We start from the raw sequence: 21,195 nt of genomic DNA, 5'->3' as shown, positions 1-21,195 counted from the left end.
TGCTCCCGGAAGAAATGAACAAACTATCCGTAAATCATAGAGAAGGGCGGAGAAGATTAATATAGCGAGGGTCAAGAAAAGGTAGGGAAGTTGCCGGATGGCGCTAATACTTATCCGGCCTACGAATTGACAACCGTAGGCCGGATAAGACGCAGTCGCGTCACCATCCGGCAGTCTGACGATTAATGCTTAAGGTCAGATTTAAAATCGCGTTTTTCGTAGCCGGTGTACAGCTGACGTGGGCGCGCGATTTTCATGCCATCGGTATGCATTTCGCTCCAGTGCGCAATCCAGCCGACGGTACGCGCCATGGCGAAGATCACGGTGAACATGGAAGACGGGATACCCATCGCTTTCAGGATGATACCGGAGTAGAAGTCGACGTTCGGGTAAAGTTTCTTCTCAATGAAATACGGGTCGTTCAGCGCGATGTGTTCCAGCTCCATCGCCACTTCCAGCAGGTCATCTTTGGTACCCAGCTCTTTCAGCACTTCGTGGCAGGTCTCACGCATCACGGTGGCACGCGGATCGTAGTTTTTGTAAACACGGTGACCGAAGCCCATCAGGCGGAAAGAGTCATTCTTGTCTTTCGCACGACGAACGAATTCCGGAATATGTTTAACCGAGCTGATTTCTTCCAGCATCTTCAGCGCCGCTTCGTTCGCGCCACCGTGCGCCGGTCCCCACAGGGATGCAATACCCGCAGCAATACAGGCAAACGGGTTCGCGCCAGACGAGCCAGCAGTACGTACCGTTGAGGTGGAGGCGTTCTGTTCATGGTCGGCATGCAGGATCAGGATACGGTCCATTGCGCGTTCCAGTACCGGGTTCACTTCATAGGTTTCACACGGCGTGGAGAACATCATGTTCAGGAAGTTACCGGCGTAGGAGAGGTCGTTACGCGGATAAACAAACGGCTGGCCGATAGAATATTTGTAACACATCGCCGCCATTGTCGGCATTTTGGACAGCAGGCGGAATGCGGCGATTTCGCGGTGGCGCGGATTGTTAACATCCAGAGAGTCGTGATAGAACGCGGCGAGCGCACCGGTGATCCCGCACATGACCGCCATCGGATGTGAATCGCGACGGAAAGCGTGGAACAGACGGGTGATTTGCTCATGGATCATGGTATGGCGAGTCACGGTGGTTCTGAATGCGTCGTACTCTGCCTGCGTCGGTTTTTCGCCGTTCAGCAGGATGTAACACACTTCCAGATAGTTAGACTCGGTGGCTAACTGATCGATCGGGAAGCCGCGATGCAACAAAATGCCTTCATCGCCGTCGATGAACGTAATTTTGGATTCGCAGGATGCAGTAGAGGTGAAACCAGGGTCAAAAGTAAACATCCCCTTCGAACCCAGGCTACGAATATCAATAACATCTTGACCTAGCGTGCCCTTCAGCACATCCAGTTCAATAGCCGTATCACCATTTAGGGTGATTTTTGCTTTTGTGTCAGCCATTTACGGTCTCCTTAGCGCCTTATTGCTTAAGACTACTCAGGTGAGATTTGCCATCGATACATCAATCAACCGTTACCAGTTTGTTATTCGGCTCGCCGCTCTGGATAGAGGAGAAACCAGGGTACAGAGCAATGGGCGCTTGCAGGTAAATCAGTTAACTCATGGTGAATTAGCAACAAATCAACAACTTAGCAATCCGAATTATTCAACCTGTCTATCACTATTAACTGTACTGAAGGGATCGGTCAATATCTTCCTACTGTTACATAACTTATTTGCAGGTTAAAGAGTGACCCCATAACTTTTACGCATTATATGCCTTTTCTGGTGTTGTTTGTAACAACTTTGTTTAATGATTGTCAAATCAGATGATTAAAAATTAAATAAATGTTGTTATCGTGACCTATGTCACTGTTCGGGATAAAACCCGACAAACTATATGTAGGTTAATTGTAATGATTTTGTGAACGTCCTATACTGCCGCCAGGTCTCCGGAAACCCCTGCAATCCCGAGCCACCCAGCGTTGTAACGTGTCGTTTTAGCAACTGGAAGCAGTGTTTTACATGACGCGCAGTTATAGAAAGGACGCTGTCTGACCCGCACGCAGACCGGAGGAAGGAAATCCCGTCGTCTTTCAGGCTACAGGTGATTCACTCTCTGTACCCGAAGTCCAAAGGGAATAATAAGAACAGCATGTGGGCGTTATTCATGATAAGAAATGTGAAAAAACAAAGACCTGTCAATCTGGATCTGCAAACGATCCGGTTCCCAATCACGGCGATAGCGTCCATTCTCCATCGCGTTTCCGGAGTGATCACCTTTGTGGCGGTCGGGATCCTGTTGTGGTTACTGGGCACCAGCCTCTCTTCCCCTGAAGGATTCCAGCAGGCATCCGCCATCATGGGTAGCTTTTTTGTTAAATTTATTATGTGGGGCATCCTTACCGCGCTGGCGTATCACGTCGTGGTCGGTGTTCGTCACATGATGATGGATTTTGGCTATCTGGAAGAAACATTCGAAGCGGGTAAACGCTCAGCCAAAATCTCTTTTGTTATCACTGTCGTGCTTTCACTTCTCGCAGGAGTCCTCGTATGGTAAGCAACGCCTCCGCACTAGGACGCAATGGCGTACATGACTTCATCCTGGTCCGTGCTACCGCTATCGTTCTGACGTTATACATCATCTATATGGTGGGTTTCTTCGCCACAAGCGGCGAACTGACCTGGGAAGTCTGGACCGGTTTCTTCTCATCGGCTTTCACCAAAGTCTTCACCCTGCTGGCACTCTTCTCCATCTTGATTCATGCCTGGATCGGCATGTGGCAGGTGTTGACCGACTACGTTAAACCACTGGCAATTCGGTTGTCGCTGCAACTGGCTATCGTCGTTGCACTGGTGGTTTACGTGATTTATGGATTTGTTGTGGTGTGGGGTGTGTAATGAAACTGCCAGTCAGAGAATTTGATGCTGTAGTTATTGGCGCAGGCGGCGCAGGTATGCGTGCGGCGCTGCAAATTTCCCAAAGCGGACAGACCTGTGCGTTGCTGTCCAAAGTGTTCCCAACCCGTTCCCATACCGTTTCCGCGCAGGGTGGCATCACCGTCGCGCTCGGTAATACCCATGAAGATAACTGGGAATGGCACATGTACGACACCGTGAAAGGGTCGGACTACATCGGTGACCAGGACGCTATCGAATATATGTGTAAAACCGGTCCGGAAGCGATTCTGGAACTGGAACATATGGGGCTGCCGTTCTCCCGTCTCGACGACGGTCGTATCTATCAGCGTCCGTTTGGCGGCCAGTCGAAAAACTTCGGCGGTGAGCAGGCGGCACGCACCGCAGCGGCAGCTGACCGTACCGGTCACGCACTGCTGCATACGCTGTATCAACAGAACCTGAAAAACCACACCACCATTTTCTCCGAGTGGTATGCGCTGGATCTGGTCAAAAACGCCGATGGCGCAGTGGTCGGTTGTACCGCACTGTGCATCGAAACCGGTGAAGTGGTTTACTTCAAAGCCCGTGCAACCGTGCTGGCCACCGGCGGCGCAGGCCGCATTTATCAGTCCACCACTAACGCGCACATCAACACCGGCGACGGCGTGGGGATGGCAATCCGTGCCGGTGTTCCGGTTCAGGATATGGAAATGTGGCAGTTCCACCCAACCGGGATTGCCGGTGCGGGCGTGCTGGTAACAGAAGGCTGCCGCGGTGAGGGCGGTTACCTGCTGAATAAACACGGTGAGCGCTTTATGGAGCGTTATGCGCCGAATGCGAAAGACCTGGCGGGCCGTGACGTGGTGGCGCGTTCCATCATGATCGAAATCCGTGAAGGTCGTGGCTGCGATGGTCCTTGGGGTCCGCACGCTAAACTGAAACTTGACCATCTGGGTAAAGACGTCCTCGAATCCCGTCTGCCGGGCATTCTGGAATTGTCCCGTACGTTTGCACACGTTGACCCGGTGAAAGAGCCGATTCCGGTTATCCCAACCTGTCACTACATGATGGGCGGTATTCCGACCAAAGTGACCGGTCAGGCATTGACGGTGAACGAGCAGGGTGAAGACGTGGTGGTTCCGGGGCTGTTTGCGGTGGGTGAAATCGCCTGCGTATCGGTACACGGCGCTAACCGTCTGGGCGGTAACTCGCTGCTGGATCTGGTGGTCTTTGGTCGTGCGGCCGGTCTGCATCTGCAGGAATCTATCGCTGAGCAGGGTGAACTGCGCGATGCCACAGAAGACGAAATCGACGCGTCCCTGGCGCGTCTGAACCGCTGGAACAATAACCGTGATGGTGAAGATCCGGTGGTGATTCGCAAAGCGCTGCAGGAATGTATGCAGCATAACTTCTCGGTCTTCCGGGAAGGCGATGCGATGGCAAAAGGGCTTGAAGAGCTGAAAGCCATCCGCGAGCGGTTGAAAAATGCCCGTCTGGACGACACCTCCAGCGAATTCAACACCCAGCGCGTAGAGTGTCTGGAGCTGGATAACCTGATGGAAACTGCCTATGCCACCGCAGTATCCGCCAACTTCCGTACCGAGAGCCGTGGCGCGCATAGCCGCTTCGACTTCCCGGAGCGTGATGATGAAAACTGGCTGTGCCATTCCCTGTATCTGCCAGAGACGGAATCCATGACCCGACGTGAAGTCAACATGGAACCGAAACTGCGCCCGGCATTCCCGCCGAAGATTCGTACATACTAATGCGGAGACAGGACAATGAAACTCGAGTTTTCAATTTATCGCTATAACCCGGATGTTGATGACGCTCCGCGCATGCAGGATTACACCCTGGAAGGCGAAGAAGGGCGTGACATGATGCTGCTGGATGCGTTGATGCAGCTCAAAGAGAAAGACCCCAGTCTCTCTTTCCGCCGCTCCTGCCGTGAAGGCGTGTGTGGTTCAGATGGTCTGAACATGAACGGGAAGAACGGTCTGGCCTGCATCACGCCGGTATCAGCGCTGGTTCAGCCCGGTAAGAAAATTGTTATCCGTCCGCTGCCTGGTTTGCCGGTGATCCGCGATTTGGTAGTAGACATGGGGCAATTCTATGCACAATATGAGAAGATTAAGCCTTACTTATTGAATAATGGGCAAAATCCTCCGGCTCGTGAGCATTTACAGATGCCAGAGCAGCGGGAAAAACTCGATGGGCTGTATGAATGCATTCTGTGCGCCTGCTGCTCAACGTCTTGCCCATCCTTCTGGTGGAATCCGGATAAGTTTATCGGTCCGGCGGGTCTGTTAGCGGCCTATCGCTTCCTGATCGACAGCCGTGATACCGAGACGGACAGCCGCCTGGAAGGGATAAGCGATGCATTCAGCGTATTCCGCTGTCACAGCATCATGAACTGCGTCAGTGTATGTCCTAAGGGGCTGAACCCGACGCGCGCCATCGGCCATATTAAGTCGATGCTGTTGCAACGCAGTGCGTAAGTAGACATTGCCTGCGGTGGCAATCCTGTAGGCCGGATAAGACGTTTACGTCGCCATCCGGCACATGTTGCCTGATGGCGCTTCGCTTATCAGGCCTACGGGGTCGCCATCAGGCAAATTAGTGCAGGAAACCTCTAAAAACTGCCACATTGATAGCAATAATCGAGATGTTCAGCGCGAGACAAGGCGCGAACGGAACGAATCGCCGGGAGCATAGTTCACTATGTGACCGGGTGAGGGACGGTTGCAACACAGTCGCAGCCTGAACAACGACGATTATTAGACAGTTTTTAAAGGTTCCTTAGCGGACGCAGATCACACGACAGTCCGTAACAAGTGAACCCCGGCACGCATACGACGTATGCGTGGTAGTATCCACGGCGAAGTAAGCATACAAATGCTTAAGGGATCACGATGCAGAACAGCGCTTTGAAAGCCTGGTTGGACTCTTCTTACCTCTCTGGCGCAAACCAGAGCTGGATAGAACAGCTCTATGAAGACTTCTTAACCGATCCTGACTCGGTAGACGCTAACTGGCGTTCGACGTTCCAGCAGTTACCTGGCACCGGAGTCAAACCGGATCAATTCCATTCAAAAACGCGTGATTATTTCCGTCGTCTGGCGAAGGATGCCTCACGTTACTCTTCTTCGATTTCCGACCCTGACACCAATGTGAAGCAGGTTAAAGTCCTGCAGCTCATCAACGCTTATCGCTTCCGTGGTCACCAGCATGCGAATCTCGATCCGCTGGGACTGTGGCAGCAAGACACTGTTGCCGATCTGGATCCGTCCTTCCACGATCTGACAGAGGCCGACTTCCAGGAAAGCTTTAACGTAGGTTCTTTTGCCGGCGGCAAAGAGACGATGAAGCTGGGCGAGCTGCTTTCCGCACTCAAACAAACGTACTGCGGCCCGATTGGTGCTGAGTACATGCACATCACCAGCACCGAAGAGAAACGCTGGCTGCAACAGCGCATCGAATCCGGTCGCGCGGCATTCAGCAGCGAAGAGAAAAAACGCTTCCTGAGTGAACTCACCGCAGCCGAAGGTCTGGAACGTTATCTGGGCGCCAAATTCCCTGGCGCGAAACGCTTCTCGCTGGAAGGCGGTGATGCGTTAATCCCGATGCTCAAAGAGATGATCCGCCATGCCGGTAACAGCGGTACCCGTGAAGTGGTGCTGGGTATGGCGCACCGTGGTCGTCTGAACGTCCTGGTCAACGTACTGGGTAAGAAACCGCAGGATCTGTTCGACGAATTTGCGGGTAAACATAAAGAACATCTCGGCACCGGTGACGTGAAGTACCACATGGGCTTCTCATCGGATATCGAAACCGAAGGTGGCCTGGTTCACCTCGCGCTGGCGTTTAACCCGTCGCACCTGGAAATCGTCAGCCCGGTGGTGATCGGTTCCGTTCGCGCTCGTCTGGATCGTCTGGATGAACCAAGCAGCAACAAAGTGCTGCCGATCACCATCCACGGCGACGCTGCGGTAACCGGGCAGGGCGTGGTTCAGGAAACCCTGAACATGTCGAAAGCGCGGGGTTACGAAGTGGGCGGTACCGTTCGCATCGTGATCAACAACCAGGTGGGCTTCACCACTTCTAACCCGCTGGATGCACGTTCCACCCCGTACTGCACCGATATCGGTAAAATGGTACAGGCACCGATTTTCCACGTGAATGCGGACGATCCGGAAGCGGTCGCTTTCGTCACTCGTCTGGCGCTGGATTTCCGCAACACCTTCAAACGCGATGTCTTCATCGACCTGGTGTGCTACCGCCGTCACGGCCACAACGAAGCCGACGAGCCGAGCGCAACCCAGCCGCTGATGTATCAGAAAATCAAAAAGCATCCGACCCCGCGCAAAATCTATGCGGATAAGCTGGAAGCGGATAACGTCGCGACGCTGGAAGATGCTACCGAAATGGTCAACCTGTATCGCGACGCGCTGGACGCGGGCGAATGCGTGGTGAAAGAGTGGCGTCCGATGAATATGCACTCCTTTACCTGGTCGCCGTACCTCAACCACGAGTGGGATGAAGCGTACCCGAACAAGGTTGAAATGAAGCGCCTTCAGGAACTGGCGAAACGCATCAGTACGGTGCCTGAAACCGTTGAGATGCAGTCTCGTGTGGCCAAAATCTACGGCGACCGCCAGCTGATGGCGAACGGGGAAAAACCGTTCGACTGGGGCGGCGCAGAAACGCTGGCTTACGCTACGCTGGTTGACGAAGGGATCCCGATTCGCCTGTCCGGTGAAGACTCCGGTCGCGGCACCTTCTTCCATCGCCACGCGGTGATCCACAACCAGACCAACGGGTCGACCTGGACTCCTCTGCAGCATGTCCACAACGGGCAGGGCAGCTTCCGCGTCTGGGACTCCGTGTTGTCTGAAGAAGCGGTACTGGCCTTCGAATATGGCTATGCCACAGCGGAACCGCGCACCCTGACCATCTGGGAAGCGCAGTTCGGTGACTTCGCCAACGGCGCGCAGGTGGTTATCGACCAGTTCATCTCCTCTGGCGAACAGAAATGGGGCCGGATGTGTGGCCTGGTGATGCTGCTGCCGCACGGTTATGAAGGGCAGGGTCCGGAGCACTCCTCCGCGCGTCTGGAGCGTTATCTGCAACTTTGCGCTGAGCAGAACATGCAGGTGTGCGTACCGTCTACTCCGGCTCAGGTGTATCACATGCTGCGTCGTCAGGCGCTGCGCGGGATGCGTCGTCCGCTGGTGGTCATGTCGCCGAAATCGCTGCTGCGCCATCCGCTGGCGGTCTCCAGCCTGGATGAGCTGGCGAACGGCACCTTCCTGCCTGCCATCGGTGAAGTCGATGACCTCGATCCGAAAGGCGTGAAGCGTGTGGTGATGTGTTCTGGTAAGGTTTATTACGACCTGCTGGAACAGCGTCGCAAGAACAATCAGCAAGATGTCGCCATTGTGCGCATCGAACAGCTTTATCCGTTCCCGCATCAGGCGATGCAGGACGTATTGAAACAGTACGCTCACGTACATGACTTTGTCTGGTGCCAGGAAGAGCCGCTCAACCAGGGCGCATGGTACTGCAGCCAGCATCATTTCCGTGAAGTGATTCCATTTGGGGCCGCTCTGCGTTATGCAGGTCGCCCGGCCTCCGCCTCTCCGGCGGTAGGGTATATGTCCGTTCACCAGAAACAGCAACAAGATCTGGTCAATGACGCGCTGAACGTCGATTAATTAAAGGATACAAAATGAGTAGCGTAGATATTCTTGTTCCCGACCTGCCTGAGTCCGTAGCGGACGCGACTGTTGCCACCTGGCACAAAAAACCGGGTGATGCGGTGGTTCGTGACGAAGTGCTGGTAGAAATCGAAACTGACAAAGTGGTACTGGAAGTACCGGCATCAGCGGACGGCATTCTGGATGCGGTTCTGGAAGACGAAGGCACCACCGTGACCTCCCGCCAGATCCTCGGTCGCCTGCGTGAAGGCAATAGCGCGGGTAAAGAAACCAGCGCGAAGTCTGAAGAAAAAGCGTCTACCCCGGCGCAGCGTCAACAGGCTTCTCTGGAAGAGCAAAATAACGATGCGCTGAGCCCGGCGATCCGTCGCCTGTTGGCTGAGCACAACCTCGACGCCAGTGCGATCAAAGGCACCGGTGTGGGCGGACGTATCACTCGTGAAGATGTGGATAAGCATCTGGCGAAAGCCCCGGCGAAAGCCGAGGCCAAAGCACCGGCAGAAGCCCCTGCTGCACAGCCAGCGCTGGGGGCACGTAGCGAAAAACGCGTACCGATGACCCGTCTGCGCAAACGCGTGGCCGAGCGTCTGCTGGAAGCGAAAAACTCCACTGCCATGCTGACGACCTTCAACGAAGTGAACATGAAGCCCATCATGGATCTGCGTAAGCAGTACGGTGAAGCGTTTGAAAAACGTCACGGTATCCGTCTGGGCTTCATGTCCTTCTACGTGAAGGCGGTAGTAGAAGCGCTGAAACGCTATCCGGAAGTGAACGCCTCTATCGATGGCGACGACGTGGTGTATCACAACTACTTCGACGTGAGCATGGCGGTATCCACGCCGCGCGGTCTGGTGACCCCGGTCCTGCGCGACGTCGATACGCTGGGTATGGCTGACATCGAGAAAAACATCAAGACGCTGGCTATCAAAGGTCGTGACGGCAAGCTGACGGTGGAAGATCTGACGGGCGGTAACTTCACCATCACCAACGGTGGTGTGTTCGGTTCGCTGATGTCCACGCCGATCATCAACCCGCCGCAGAGTGCGATCCTCGGCATGCACGCGATTAAAGATCGTCCGATGGCGGTAGATGGCAAGGTCGAAATCCTGCCGATGATGTACCTGGCGCTGTCCTACGATCACCGTCTGATCGATGGTCGCGAATCCGTGGGCTTCCTGGTGGCGATCAAAGAACTGCTGGAAGATCCGACTCGTCTGCTGCTGGACGTGTAGTAAACAAGAGTATCACCTGCCTCGTAGGCCGGATGAGCGTAGCGCCATCCGGCACAAGCACCACGCCGGTCTACGGGTTTAAAGATAACGATTACCTGAAGGATGGACAGAACACATGAACTTACATGAATATCAGGCAAAACAACTTTTTGCCCGCTATGGCTTACCGGCGCCGGTGGGTTATGCCTGTACTACTCCGCGTGAAGCTGAAGAAGCGGCATCGAAAATCGGTGCGGGTCCGTGGGTAGTAAAATGTCAGGTTCACGCAGGTGGCCGCGGTAAAGCGGGCGGTGTGAAAGTTGTAAAAAGCAAAGAAGAGATTCGCGCGTTTGCTGAGCACTGGCTGGGCAAACGTCTGGTGACCTATCAAACAGACGCCAACGGTCAACCGGTCAACCAGATTCTGGTTGAAGCGGCGACCGATATTGATAAAGAGCTGTATCTGGGTGCGGTCGTTGACCGTAGCTCCCGTCGTGTGGTCTTCATGGCCTCCACCGAAGGCGGCGTTGAAATTGAAAAAGTGGCGGAAGAAACCCCGCACCTGATCCACAAAGTGGCGCTTGATCCGCTGACCGGCCCAATGCCGTATCAGGGACGCGAGCTGGCGTTCAAACTGGGTCTGGAAGGCAAACTGGTTCAGCAGTTTACTAAGATCTTCATGGGCCTGGCGACCATTTTCCTTGAGCGCGACCTGGCGCTGATCGAAATCAACCCGCTGGTTATCACCAAACAGGGTGACCTGATCTGCCTCGACGGCAAACTGGGCGCTGACGGCAACGCGCTGTTCCGCCAGCCGGATCTGCGCGAAATGCGCGATCAGTCTCAGGAAGACCCGCGTGAAGCGCAGGCAGCACAGTGGGAACTGAACTACGTCGCGCTGGATGGCAACATCGGCTGCATGGTTAACGGCGCAGGTCTGGCGATGGGCACCATGGACATCGTGAAACTGCACGGCGGCGAACCGGCTAACTTCCTTGACGTGGGCGGCGGCGCCACCAAAGAGCGCGTCACCGAAGCGTTCAAAATTATCCTCTCTGACGACAACGTTAAAGCGGTTCTGGTTAACATCTTCGGCGGTATCGTGCGTTGCGATCTGATTGCTGACGGCATTATCGGCGCGGTAGCGGAAGTGGGCGTTAACGTTCCGGTGGTGGTTCGTCTGGAAGGTAACAACGCCGAACTCGGCGCGAAGAAACTGGCTGACAGCGGCCTGAATATTATTGCAGCGAAAAGTCTGACGGATGCAGCTCAGCAGGTTGTTGCCGCAGTGGAGGGGAAATAATGTCAGTTTTAATTAATAAAGATACCAAGGTTATCTGCCAGGGCTTCACCGGTAGCCAGGGGACATTCCACTCCGAACAGGCAATTGCCTACGGTACGCAGATGGTTGGCGGCGTAACGCCAGGCAAAGGCGGCACCACGCACCTGGGCCTGCCGGTGTTTAACACCGTGCGTGAAGCCGTAGAAGCGACGGGCGCCACCGCGTCCGTTATCTACGTGCCGGCACCGTTCTGCAAAGACTCCATTCTGGAAGCCATCGACGCAGGCATTAAGCTCATCATCACTATCACCGAAGGCATCCCGACGCTGGATATGCTGACCGTGAAGGTGAAACTGGATGAAGCCGGTGTACGCATGATCGGCCCGAACTGTCCGGGTGTTATCACCCCGGGCGAATGCAAAATCGGCATCATGCCCGGTCACATTCATAAGCCGGGTAAAGTGGGTATCGTCTCGCGTTCCGGTACGCTGACCTATGAAGCGGTTAAGCAGACCACCGACTACGGTTTCGGCCAGTCCAGCTGTGTGGGCATCGGCGGCGACCCGATCCCGGGCTCTAACTTCATCGACATCCTGAAACTGTTCCAGGAAGATCCGCAGACCGAAGCGATCGTGATGATCGGTGAGATCGGCGGTAGCGCGGAAGAAGAAGCGGCGGCCTACATCAAAGATCACGTGACCAAACCGGTTGTTGGCTACATTGCCGGTGTGACCGCGCCGAAAGGCAAACGTATGGGTCACGCGGGCGCCATTATCGCCGGTGGTAAAGGGACTGCGGATGAGAAATTCGCAGCGCTGGAAGCCGCTGGTGTGAAAACTGTTCGCAGCCTGGCCGATATCGGCGAAGCGCTGAAAGCCGTCATTAAGTAAAAGCAATAAAACAGCCCAACCCCTGCATTTACCCGTGATGCAGGGGAAAGGGCTGGTCCATTTTCGACATGGTTGGCCATCTGATGATGGCCTTTTTTTTTGCCTGTCTGTTTGCCGGATGGCGCTGGCGCTTATCCGGCCTAGGGGGGAGTGTTGACTTGCCAGGTTATGCGCTTTCCGCCAGCGTTTTCAGCCAGCGGATGCCGCTTTCCGGAGAGGTCATCACCGGGACGGGCGGCGACGGAAGCTGCTGCAGAACGCGCGCCATCGACGCTTGCGCCAGCATAACCACATCAGCCTGTTTATACGCGCTGTGCAATCCTTCGCTGACGATGCGATCGTGGGTTTCCATATCGCCCGCCAGCAGAGCATGGAAGGCCTCTTCCATCAATATCGGCGTCACGGTGCATTGCTTACCACTGGCCTGTACTTTGCGTTGCACATACTCCAGCGTCGGTTTCATCGTGGTGGCGACGGTGGCCAGCACGGCAATGTTCTCACCCAGGCTAATGGCTTGTTCCACCATCGCGCAGTCGATACGGGCAAGCTGCAGCGGTGTCATAAACTGACACTGTTCAACCGCCGTGCCAATGGACGAACAGGCGGTGATGAAAATCTCGCAATCCGCTTTTTCGGCTATGTGGACGTAGTCGGCAATGCGTGCCGCAATGTTCGGCGTCACGCCTCCGGCCTTCATCACCTGCTTAATCATCGACTCTTCGACCAGGTGCATCACGTCCGCTTCTGGCATGATGTCGCCGATCAGTTGCTGCATCATGGCGAGCGTGGCGGAACTGGTGTGAAGCATAGCGATCTTTTTCATTCTGCGAACTCCTTGAGCAAACATTCGGCAACGGCCATAGCCGCATCGTGATCTTCCTGGGCGGACAGTCCACCAACCGCAACGGCCCCCAGGCATTTACCGTTGTGTAGAATCGGCACGCCACCGGGCAGCGCGGTAAAACGTGGGTCAGCAAAGTAGCTGATATCCAGTGACTCATTTTGCAGACGTTGCAAAAACGCCTGAGTGGTGCAACCTAAACGGCTGCTGGTGCGTGCTTTGCGCTGCGTCAGCTCAATGGTCAACAGTTTGGCGTTATCCATACGGGCAAAGCTCAGTAACTCGCCGTGAGCGTCGCACACCGCCACGCTGAGCGGACGTTGCGCATAACGGGTGTCGGCGAGATCGAGCGCGCAGTCTACCGCGCGTCGTGCCTGTTGCAGGGTTAAAGTCATCATGGTGAGTTATCCTTTTGACAGAGGTTCTGATACCGGCTGAGCAGGCGAACTCTCGCTCTGGGCCTGCGCCTGTCGGGCATCCTTTTTGCGCCAGTAGTTAGCCAGCAGCGAGCCGCTGACGTTGCCAAGCGGCGTCATGACCGCAGAGGCGAGACCAACGGTGGCCAGTTTTCCCATCGCGGCGGCAAGACCTGATGCCATCCCGCCGTTTTGCAGTCCGACTTCGAAGGCTACCGTCCGGGCGGACTGAACATCCATGCGGAAGATCCAGCGGCTCATCAGATAGCCAATCAGGAAGCCGCCGAGGTTGTGCATCAGCATGGCGAAGCAGAGCAGGAAGCCGACCTGAACCAGGTTGTCGCGCCCGGCTGCCGCTGCCGTAGTGGTGAAGAAAATGATGCCCATCATCGAAATGGTCGGCATGATCTTCTTAACGCCGGCCACGCGTCCATACAGCCAGTTATAGAACAGCGCCCAGATGATCCCGCCAGCCACAAAGTTCAGCACCACCGCATACATTTGCGCGTCGGCGCTGGCGCTACCAAACAGCGTGTCCCAGCCGCCGGTAAGCATATACAGCAGCCAGATGGCGCTGATCCCGGCCAGCGTTTGCACGGTACGACGCCCCTGCACGCCGGCATAGGTTTTCAGGTAGTCATGTAAAATCGCCGCGCCAATCGGGATCAACACGATTTTCACGACGTCCATCACCATCGCCGTGAGCTGGATGTCGATCATTGAACCCGCCAGCAGATTCACCCACAGCGGGGTCATGACCGTCGCCGCCAGCGTCGAGACGGCGGCGATCGAGACCGCCAGCGCCAGGTTGGCGTTGGCGATATACACCATGACGGTGGAGGAGAGCCCACTGGGACAGGAACCAATCAGCAGAATGCCTACCGCCACTTCCGGCGGAAAGTCAAAGATCAGCGTGATGCTCAGGCCGAGCAGAGGCATGATGACGAAATGACAGAAGGTGCCGATAAACACCGCCCAGGGCATTTTAGCGACGTCGATAAAGTCCTGAATCGTGAGTTTGGTGCCCATACTGAACATGGTCGCCTGGATCACTAAAAAGACGATCCATTTATGGGTGATGTTGAATCCGCCCCAGACGATTAGATCGGTTGACCAGGTCATCGCCGCGACAAAGCCGGCAATGATCCACAGGGTAAACTGGTAGCTGCGAAGATTTGTCCAGTAGCCCGCACCTGCCGCGAAGCCTGTCGTCAGCATCACCAGCCCCGGCTGCCAGAGGGCGGGAGACTGCATCAGCGCGCCAATTGCCGCCAGGGCGCCACCGGCGATGCAGACGCCCAGTCCGGTTTTGTGAATAACGGTTGTGATAGTCATGGTGAAATGTCCTTTCTCTCGCTATTACTGCCGTGGTGGAATAGCTAACATTTGCCGCGCAATATCCGGCGTGGCGACCTTTTTATCCATACTGCGAATAAGCGTGGCGAGTTTGGCAACCTGCTGATAATTATGCTGAGCTTTCTCTTTGGCGCTTAAATAATAGCTATCTTCAAAACCAATTCTCACTTCACTGGCACCCATGCCGACCGCTGCCGCAATAATATCGAAATTCTTGCGGCCAAAATGGGTAATTCCCCATAAGGCGTCGCGAGGGATCATACTGCGCAAGGCAATTAACGCATCAACCGTCGCGGGTGAACTTCCACGGTGTCCGAGGACAATATTGAATAACATCGGTTTCTTGAACGATATTTTTTCTTCCAGCGCCAGAATGTTATTAATCATGCCAATTTCGAAAACTTCAAATTCAGGAATAATGGAACGTTGGGTTATTTGTTGCGAACAATATTCAACGTCCGGTCCGGGATTAACGTACACGGCATCGCCGAGGTTAACAGAGCCGACGTTCAGCGACGCCATTTCGACGCCGGGACAGTCCAGAGGCGCGCAGCGCTCGGCAATCGACATGGTGGAGACGCCACCGGTTGAGGCCTGAATAATCAGGTCGGAATGGCGCATGACGTGGTCAATTGTCGCCTGAAAATCGGTGGTGTCCGGCGTCAGACGACCTTGTTTATCGCGAACGTGTAAATGCACGATGGCTGCACCCTGTTCGACGCTGGCCAGTATTTCCTGCGCCAGTTCTTCAGGTATAACTCTGGGGCAATCCGCGGCAACGGGTGCCAGCGAAATAATAACAGTATCCGACATGTGTTCCTCCGGTTTTCCGGTACAGAGATATTAAAATTATAAGTACGGTGTCATCCAGCGTAACGATTCGGGCCCTGGTGTTGACGGTTTATATTCACAACCTATCCAGCCCTGATAACCTGTCTGCTTAATAAATTCAAAAAGCCATGTTTCATTTAATTCTCCCGTTCCCGGTTCATGGCGGCCGGGTACAGAAGCAATCTGAAAGTGTTTAATGATCGGTAAATAATGTTCAATAAGATGTGTAACATTACCGTGTATTTTTTGGCAGTGGTAAATATCAAACTGTAAGCCGATATTTTTTCTGTTCACTTCGCGAATAAGACGTTCAGCCAGTGGAAAGCTATCAACAAAATAACCAGGCATATCGTCCGGGTTTAACGGTTCAATCAACACGTCGATATCGGCCCCAACCATGACGTCACAGGCGATACGCAGTCGGTCGGTTAATTGCTCATACTGGGCGTTAGCGGAAAGTCCGGCCACGCGCAATCCGGCCATGACGTGCACCTTGCGACAGCCCAGTGCCGTGGCGTAATCGCGGGCAATCAGCAGACTGCGATGATACTCCTCGTCACAGCCTGGCAGGGAGGCCAGTCCGCGTTCACCGGCCTGCCAGTGACCCGCTGGCGCATTCATCAGCGCCACCGGCAGACCGGTTTCCCGTTGCGCCGCCAGCAGCACATCCAGCGGATGCTGCCAGAGAAACAGCCCTTCAACGCCGTGAAAACCCGCCGCCTTTGCGGCCTGAAAGCGCTCCGCAATGGGACGTTCGCAAAACAGCCAGTCAAGGTTAGCCGCTAACTTCAGCATGATGCGTTCCCTCCCGGCAATCCACCAGGTGCAGTTTCACGCCCTGGCTGGCAATGGTGTCCTGCGCTACGTCGGGTAACCGGTTATCCGAAATAATGTCGGTCAGTTGATCCAGCGAGCAGATGTGGAACATCCCGTATTTGCCAAATTTACTGCTGTCGCAGACCAGCACCCGACGGCGGGAGACGGTGAGCACGGCCTCTTTCACCGAGGCTTTGCCTTCGCTGGGGGTCGACATTCCACGTTCGGTATCCCACGAGGACGAACTGAGAAACGCCACGTCTATATTGATCGTGCGCAGAAAACTGGCGGCGCTTTTCCCAAGGCATGAGCGGTTGCGCTGATCCACCAGTCCGCCGGTGTGATACAGCGTGATGTGCGGCATATCCATCAGGTAGTGGCTGATGGAAAAATCGTTCGTCACCACCGTCAGGTTGAAGCAGTGGCTGGCGGCGACGGCTTTCGCCACTTCAAACAACGACGTTCCCGCATCGAGATACAGCGTTTGCCCTGGTTCTATCAACATCGCGGCTAGTTGCCCCATCCGTCGCTTCACGTCATGATGCAGCTCGGCCTTTTCCCGCCACGGCAGCTCCGATTTCAGCAGATTGTTGAGTTTCACCCCGCCATTGATCGAGATGACTTTGCCTTCTTCTTCCAGCAACTGAATATCGCGGCGCACGGTCATGTGCGACACGCTCATCAGATCCGCCAGCTCATTAAACGAGGCGACGTTTTTTTCATGCACGTAGCGGTAGATAAAATCACGTCGTTGTTCGGGGATCATCCTCTCACCTCATGCTCGCCGGGATTGTTCGAGTTCAGCTACTGCTTCCGCCGTTAGCGGCACGTAGCCGAGTGGTTTTAAGGTCAGCCAGATGCGGGCGCTGTCTTCCAGCTCTTCGGCATTAAACACCGCCTCACGAAGTGAGCGACCACTGACTACCGGGCCGTGATTTGCCAGGAGCGCGGCAGTATGGTCCGCCGCAATCTCGCTGAGTGCGCTGGCAATCCCCTCATGACCGGGTTTGAAATAGGGCAACAGAGGCAACTGCCCGACGCGCATTACGTAGTACGGCGTTAACGGCGGCAGACAGTTTTCCGGTGTGCTGCATGGCAGACAGGAAAGGGCGGTCAGCCATGGCGAATGCAGATGAACCACCGCGCCGCAGGCCGGACGATGACGATACCAGGCCAGGTGCATGGGCACTTCTTTCGACGGTTTATCGCCACTGAGGTGAACCCCGCTGGCATCCAGTTTACTGAGCGTTGCGGCGTCCAGCTCGCCCAGACAGGAGTTGGTCGGCGTGACCAGATAGCCGCCGTCCGGCAGTTTTACGCTCAGGTTGCCCGAACCACCGCTGCTGAAGCCGCGCATAAACAGAGAACGACCGTAGTGCACCAGCTGTTCGCGGAGTTGTTGTTCGTTAAGCTGACTCATCATGCAGACTCCTGCGCGGTGAAAAAGAAGTCTTCGTCACCGAAGTTGCCTGACTTCAGCGCCAGCGCGAGCGGCGGCTCGGCGGAGAACACCCACGGCACGCCGGGCGCGATGGCTTTGCCGACCGTCAGTCGCGTCACCTGTAACGCCTCCACTACGGTGCCGGACGTTTCGCCACCGGCGACGATAAAACTGTTTACGCCTGCGGCCTGCAATTTGGCCGTCAGTCTGGCAAAGGTATGCTCAATCGCCCGGCTGGCGCGCTGCTCGCCGTACTCCTGTTGAATGCGTTTCAGCGCTTCCGGCGGCTGGGTGGCGTAAATCAATGGAGCGAGCGCGTCATCGACATGAGTCATTGTCCACCGCGACAGCTCGTCGCTGTAACGCTCTGCGTCTGTCAGGCAGCGCGCCACGTCGAGTAGAAGGGAAGCGGCCTGTGCTTTATAGCGATTCACCTGGCGGTTACTCATGGCGGAACAACTTCCGGAAAACACCACCGTTTTTGCCGGCTGCGGGAAGGGATGTACCGCTTCCCGCCTACGCTGTGGTGCGGCGCAAGCGGCCAGTGCACCACCCAGGCCGGAACCGCCCGCCAGCAACGGTGTATGACGTAAGGCCTGAGCGAGGGTCTGCAGATCGGCTTCGCTGAAGGTATCCACGATCACGTGACGTACACCTTGAGACTGGCAGCGTTCCAGCGCGTGAGTGACCGCTTCCACACCTTTCTGAATTGTGCTGAGGTCAATGCGCCCGACAGCGCTGGCAGTTTGCGCCGTGAGCAGGCGAATCAGGTTCGCATCGGTCATCGGGTTGAGCGGATGTTTCTCCATGCCGGATTCATTCAGTAATACGCCATTCACAAACAAATGACCGTGAATCACCGTCCGTCCGTTTTGTGGCAGGGCTGGGCAGTGAACGATGTACTGCGCGTGCATCGCTTCCATCAGCGCATCGCTGACCGGACCGATATTCCCGGCGGGGGTGGAATCAAAGGTGGAGCAATATTTAAAGTAAATTTGCCGTGCACCTGCCGTGTGGTGCAGCCATTGCCAGCAGCGTAATGATTGATCGATGGCCTGGTCAGCCGGTAGAGAACGGCTTTTCAACGAGATGACAATCGCGTCGACCTCTTCATTCCACGGCTGCGCGGCGTCTGGCATCCCGGGCAGCAGCGCGACCCTCCAGCCTTGCTCAGCCATAAAACTTGCGATATCCGTTGCGCCAGTAAAGTCGTCGGCGATAACACCTGTCGTGACGGGCATACATCCACTCCGTTCAGATTATCTTGTCATTGAGCCTATTATTCAGGAGGGCGTTTCACATTCACATGATGATTCTCACAAATAAGCACATCATAAAATTGTATGTTATTTATATAACTAATTGAAAATCATAAATAAAATGGTGAGTGATGTTGAAATGAAGCTCACAGGAAGATGTGAAGATTCGTTAATCTTTGGGAAAAGTTGTCACAGCAGTCGGTGGACTGGTGTTGAGGAGCGCGGGGGGCACTCTTGCAATTTGATCATAATCACCTGATTAAATGAGATTATTTTTTGCGGTCAGGGTCATTTTTTCACCTGGACAAATTAAGCATAGTAGCGACGTTATCCAGACCACTGACGGAGCGTAACGTGCCTCAGCATATTCAGGACGATGTCTTACACACTTTTTACTCACTGGCAGAGGTATTTTCTAAGGCGACCGGGCTCGCCGCCGTGGTGGTAGACATTAATGGTCGGGAAATCTCTGCCTGTCATAATTTTAATTCGTTCTGTTCATTACTGCGCGCCAATCCGCAATACCAAAAAACGTGTCAGAAATGTGATAAATATTGCGCTTTTGAAGGGTTAAAAGAAGAAAAAATCAGAATACTCTGCTGTCATGCGGGGTTGAGTTTTTTCTCTATGCCGTTAATTCGTCAGGGGCATCTGCTGGGATTTATTATTTGCGGTCAGGTGCGCGCAAAGTATCCGGAATATAAAACTATTGTCATTGATGACGATCGGCAGTGGGCTTTCGATCCTAAAATTAAATCAGCCTGGAATCAGGTCGCGATTGTTGAAAATAATCATCTGGTGGCAGCGGCAAACCTGCTCAGCTTTATTATTAACAATCTCAGCCCGGTTCAGCGTAAAACGGTGGACACCGCTGATGTGCAGTTGAGCGACCTGCGTCTGTCGGCAATGGAACTTTCTCGCCACGAAAAGAAACTGGTCGCCGCACTGCGCTATATTGATGAACACTTATACGAGGAACTGACGCTGGAGTCGGTGGCCGCGCATGTCTGTTTAAGCGCCAACTACTTTAGCCGTTTCTTTAAGAAACGGCAGGGAGTGAATTTTAAAACCTGGGTGAGCCAGAAAAAAATGCAGCGGGCGAGTGAGTTGCTGCGCGATCCGAAGAACTCTATCGACAGCATCGCCCGGAAACTTCAGTATGCGCAGACCAGCTATTTTTGTCGGGTGTTCCGGGCGGCTCACCAGACGTCTCCGCAGTCATTCCGTCATGAACACCTCTCGCTGTAGGCGCGATCCATCACCTCTGGAATAAAAGAGAGTCGGTCGCTCAAACGGACAACATCGCCAACCACAATCAGTGCCGGTGGCACAATATTCGCTTCCTGTGCTTTCGTGAGTAATGTACCGAGCGTACAAGTTAAGCGCCGCTGATTGTCCCGGGTAGCCGACATCACAATCGCCGCGGGTGTGGCCGGTGATTTGCCTCCCATCAGCAGTTCTTCACAAATAAACGGCAGGTTAGCGATCCCCATAACAATCACCAGCGTGCCGTTGAGCTTCGCCAACTGCCGCCAGTCCTGCTGCTGATTACCTTCGCGGGTATGTCCTGTCACGACATGAAAACCGGATGCCAGGTCGCGGTGGGTCACCGGGATCCCGGCGCAGGCCAGCCCGCCAATGGCGGAACTGATCCCCGGCACCACTTCGAAAGCAATGCCTTCTTCGACCAGACATTCCACCTCTTCGGCACCGCGGCCAAACACGTAAGGATCGCCGCCTTTCAGGCGCACAACGTTCCGCTGTGTTCGCGCATGCTGGATAAGCAGGGCATTGATCTCCTCCTGAGGAACACTATGATAGCCCGGACTTTTGCCAACGTTGATGCAGGTACAGCTCGCTGAGCACCACTCAAGCATTTTAGGATTGACCAGCCGATCGTAAATGATGACATCAGCCTGTTGAATACACTGCAGGGCTTTAAGGGTCAGTAAGCTGATATCACCAGGACCTGCACCAACCAGCCAGACTTTTCCGGAATTTTTCATATGTCGTCCTTAATTATTGTCGGGAAAAACGGTAAAAATAGTAAAAGCAGATAAAAAAACGTCATCGTTTGCTTATCGTTGAGTGAACTGAATTCTCCTGAAATAATAAGTAAATAATATTGATTAAACCCGCAAAGTTTTTTCTCCGATAAACAAGTTATCTTGAAAAATTATTAAGAACTTATTGGCGCTATTTGTCGCAAAATAACCTTAATTAAATTGT

At 54.4% G+C, this 21,195-nt stretch carries 19 protein-coding genes; 9 read left to right on the top strand and 10 right to left on the bottom strand.

Going from position 1 to position 21,195, the window contains the following annotated elements; translation table 11 throughout:
* Positions 1 to 182: 182 nt before the first annotated feature.
* Positions 183 to 1,466, bottom strand: a complete 1,284-nt coding sequence (locus OGW13_RS19920) for a citrate synthase (RefSeq protein ID WP_043001372.1) — start codon at positions 1,464 to 1,466, stop codon at positions 183 to 185.
* 694 nt (positions 1,467 to 2,160) lie between these two features.
* Between OGW13_RS19920 and sdhC the strand changes: the two genes are divergently transcribed.
* From sdhC to sucD, 8 genes are all read left to right on the top strand, one after another.
* Positions 2,161 to 2,565, top strand: a complete 405-nt coding sequence (gene sdhC, locus OGW13_RS19915) for a succinate dehydrogenase cytochrome b556 subunit (RefSeq protein ID WP_043001371.1) — start codon at positions 2,161 to 2,163, stop codon at positions 2,563 to 2,565.
* Positions 2,559 to 2,906 (top strand): succinate dehydrogenase membrane anchor subunit, encoded by a 348-nt coding sequence (sdhD, locus tag OGW13_RS19910; RefSeq protein ID WP_043001370.1) that lies wholly within the window; start codon positions 2,559 to 2,561, stop codon positions 2,904 to 2,906. Before sdhC ends, sdhD begins: the two co-directional genes overlap by 7 nt.
* Positions 2,906 to 4,672, top strand: a complete 1,767-nt coding sequence (gene sdhA / locus OGW13_RS19905; protein WP_043001369.1) for a succinate dehydrogenase flavoprotein subunit — start codon at positions 2,906 to 2,908, stop codon at positions 4,670 to 4,672. The genes sdhD and sdhA overlap by 1 nt, the downstream gene beginning before the upstream one ends.
* Before the next feature lie 15 nt (positions 4,673 to 4,687).
* Positions 4,688 to 5,404, top strand: a complete 717-nt coding sequence (gene sdhB / locus OGW13_RS19900; protein ID WP_043001368.1) for a succinate dehydrogenase iron-sulfur subunit SdhB — start codon at positions 4,688 to 4,690, stop codon at positions 5,402 to 5,404.
* A 414-nt stretch (positions 5,405 to 5,818) separates the two neighbouring features.
* Entirely contained in the window at positions 5,819 to 8,620 is a 2,802-nt protein-coding gene (gene sucA, locus OGW13_RS19895) for a 2-oxoglutarate dehydrogenase E1 component (protein ID WP_044256558.1), read from the top strand.
* A 14-nt stretch (positions 8,621 to 8,634) separates the two neighbouring features.
* Positions 8,635 to 9,855: a 2-oxoglutarate dehydrogenase complex dihydrolipoyllysine-residue succinyltransferase gene (odhB, locus tag OGW13_RS19890; RefSeq protein ID WP_044256556.1), complete on the top strand. Its 1,221-nt coding sequence runs from the start codon at positions 8,635 to 8,637 to the stop codon at positions 9,853 to 9,855.
* 115 nt (positions 9,856 to 9,970) lie between these two features.
* Positions 9,971 to 11,137 carry an ADP-forming succinate--CoA ligase subunit beta gene (sucC, locus tag OGW13_RS19885; protein ID WP_042320639.1) on the top strand — a complete coding sequence of 389 codons (1,167 nt, stop codon included), beginning with the start codon at positions 9,971 to 9,973 and terminating at the stop codon, positions 11,135 to 11,137.
* On the top strand, positions 11,137 to 12,006 hold the full coding sequence (gene sucD / locus OGW13_RS19880) for a succinate--CoA ligase subunit alpha (RefSeq protein WP_054176151.1): 870 nt from the start codon (positions 11,137 to 11,139) through the stop codon (positions 12,004 to 12,006). Before sucC ends, sucD begins: the two co-directional genes overlap by 1 nt.
* A gap of 166 nt (positions 12,007 to 12,172) precedes the next feature.
* Here sucD and OGW13_RS19875 read toward each other — a convergent pair whose 3' ends face one another.
* Genes OGW13_RS19875 through otnK form a run of 8 tightly spaced genes read right to left on the bottom strand, consistent with a single transcriptional unit; the run spans position 12,173 to position 18,948 of the window.
* A complete protein-coding gene (locus OGW13_RS19875) occupies positions 12,173 to 12,829 on the bottom strand; it encodes an aspartate/glutamate racemase family protein (RefSeq protein WP_044266333.1) in 657 nt (218 codons plus the stop codon).
* Entirely contained in the window at positions 12,826 to 13,245 is a 420-nt protein-coding gene (locus tag OGW13_RS19870) for a GlcG/HbpS family heme-binding protein (RefSeq protein WP_109740014.1), read from the bottom strand. Before OGW13_RS19870 ends, OGW13_RS19875 begins: the two co-directional genes overlap by 4 nt.
* 6 nt (positions 13,246 to 13,251) lie before the next feature.
* Positions 13,252 to 14,598, bottom strand: a complete 1,347-nt coding sequence (locus OGW13_RS19865) for a bile acid:sodium symporter family protein (protein WP_043001362.1) — start codon at positions 14,596 to 14,598, stop codon at positions 13,252 to 13,254.
* Positions 14,599 to 14,622: 24 nt separating this feature from the next.
* Entirely contained in the window at positions 14,623 to 15,432 is an 810-nt protein-coding gene (locus tag OGW13_RS19860) for a beta-keto acid cleavage family enzyme (RefSeq protein ID WP_200118497.1), read from the bottom strand.
* 36 nt (positions 15,433 to 15,468) lie between these two features.
* Positions 15,469 to 16,245 carry a hydroxypyruvate isomerase family protein gene (locus tag OGW13_RS19855; RefSeq protein ID WP_054176154.1) on the bottom strand — a complete coding sequence of 259 codons (777 nt, stop codon included), beginning with the start codon at positions 16,243 to 16,245 and terminating at the stop codon, positions 15,469 to 15,471.
* On the bottom strand, positions 16,226 to 17,032 hold the full coding sequence (locus tag OGW13_RS19850) for a DeoR/GlpR family DNA-binding transcription regulator (protein ID WP_042285318.1): 807 nt from the start codon (positions 17,030 to 17,032) through the stop codon (positions 16,226 to 16,228). The genes OGW13_RS19855 and OGW13_RS19850 overlap by 20 nt, the downstream gene beginning before the upstream one ends.
* Positions 17,033 to 17,041: 9 nt before the next feature.
* Positions 17,042 to 17,686 carry a 3-oxo-tetronate 4-phosphate decarboxylase gene (otnC, locus tag OGW13_RS19845; RefSeq protein WP_054176183.1) on the bottom strand — a complete coding sequence of 215 codons (645 nt, stop codon included), beginning with the start codon at positions 17,684 to 17,686 and terminating at the stop codon, positions 17,042 to 17,044.
* Positions 17,686 to 18,948 (bottom strand): 3-oxo-tetronate kinase, encoded by a 1,263-nt coding sequence (gene otnK, locus OGW13_RS19840; protein ID WP_287116407.1) that lies wholly within the window; start codon positions 18,946 to 18,948, stop codon positions 17,686 to 17,688. Before otnK ends, otnC begins: the two co-directional genes overlap by 1 nt.
* Positions 18,949 to 19,320: 372 nt before the next feature.
* Here otnK and OGW13_RS19835 point away from each other — a divergent pair, with 372 nt between their 5' ends.
* Complete coding sequence (locus tag OGW13_RS19835) at positions 19,321 to 20,214, top strand: PocR ligand-binding domain-containing protein (RefSeq protein ID WP_044266321.1); 894 nt, start codon at positions 19,321 to 19,323, stop codon at positions 20,212 to 20,214.
* Here OGW13_RS19835 and cobA read toward each other — a convergent pair.
* Positions 20,193 to 20,972, bottom strand: a complete 780-nt coding sequence (gene cobA / locus OGW13_RS19830; protein WP_109740017.1) for a uroporphyrinogen-III C-methyltransferase — start codon at positions 20,970 to 20,972, stop codon at positions 20,193 to 20,195. The two genes, OGW13_RS19835 and cobA, sit on opposite strands and share 22 nt — an antisense overlap.
* Positions 20,973 to 21,195 lie beyond the last annotated feature (223 nt).

Origin of the sequence: Citrobacter sp. Ca225, assembly GCF_030337175.1 — a bacterium.
In the GTDB taxonomy this organism is placed as follows: domain Bacteria; phylum Pseudomonadota; class Gammaproteobacteria; order Enterobacterales; family Enterobacteriaceae; genus Citrobacter_A; species Citrobacter_A amalonaticus.
The sequence above is the reverse complement of the archived record's forward strand: the minus strand, read 5'-3'. Positions and strand labels throughout refer to the sequence as shown.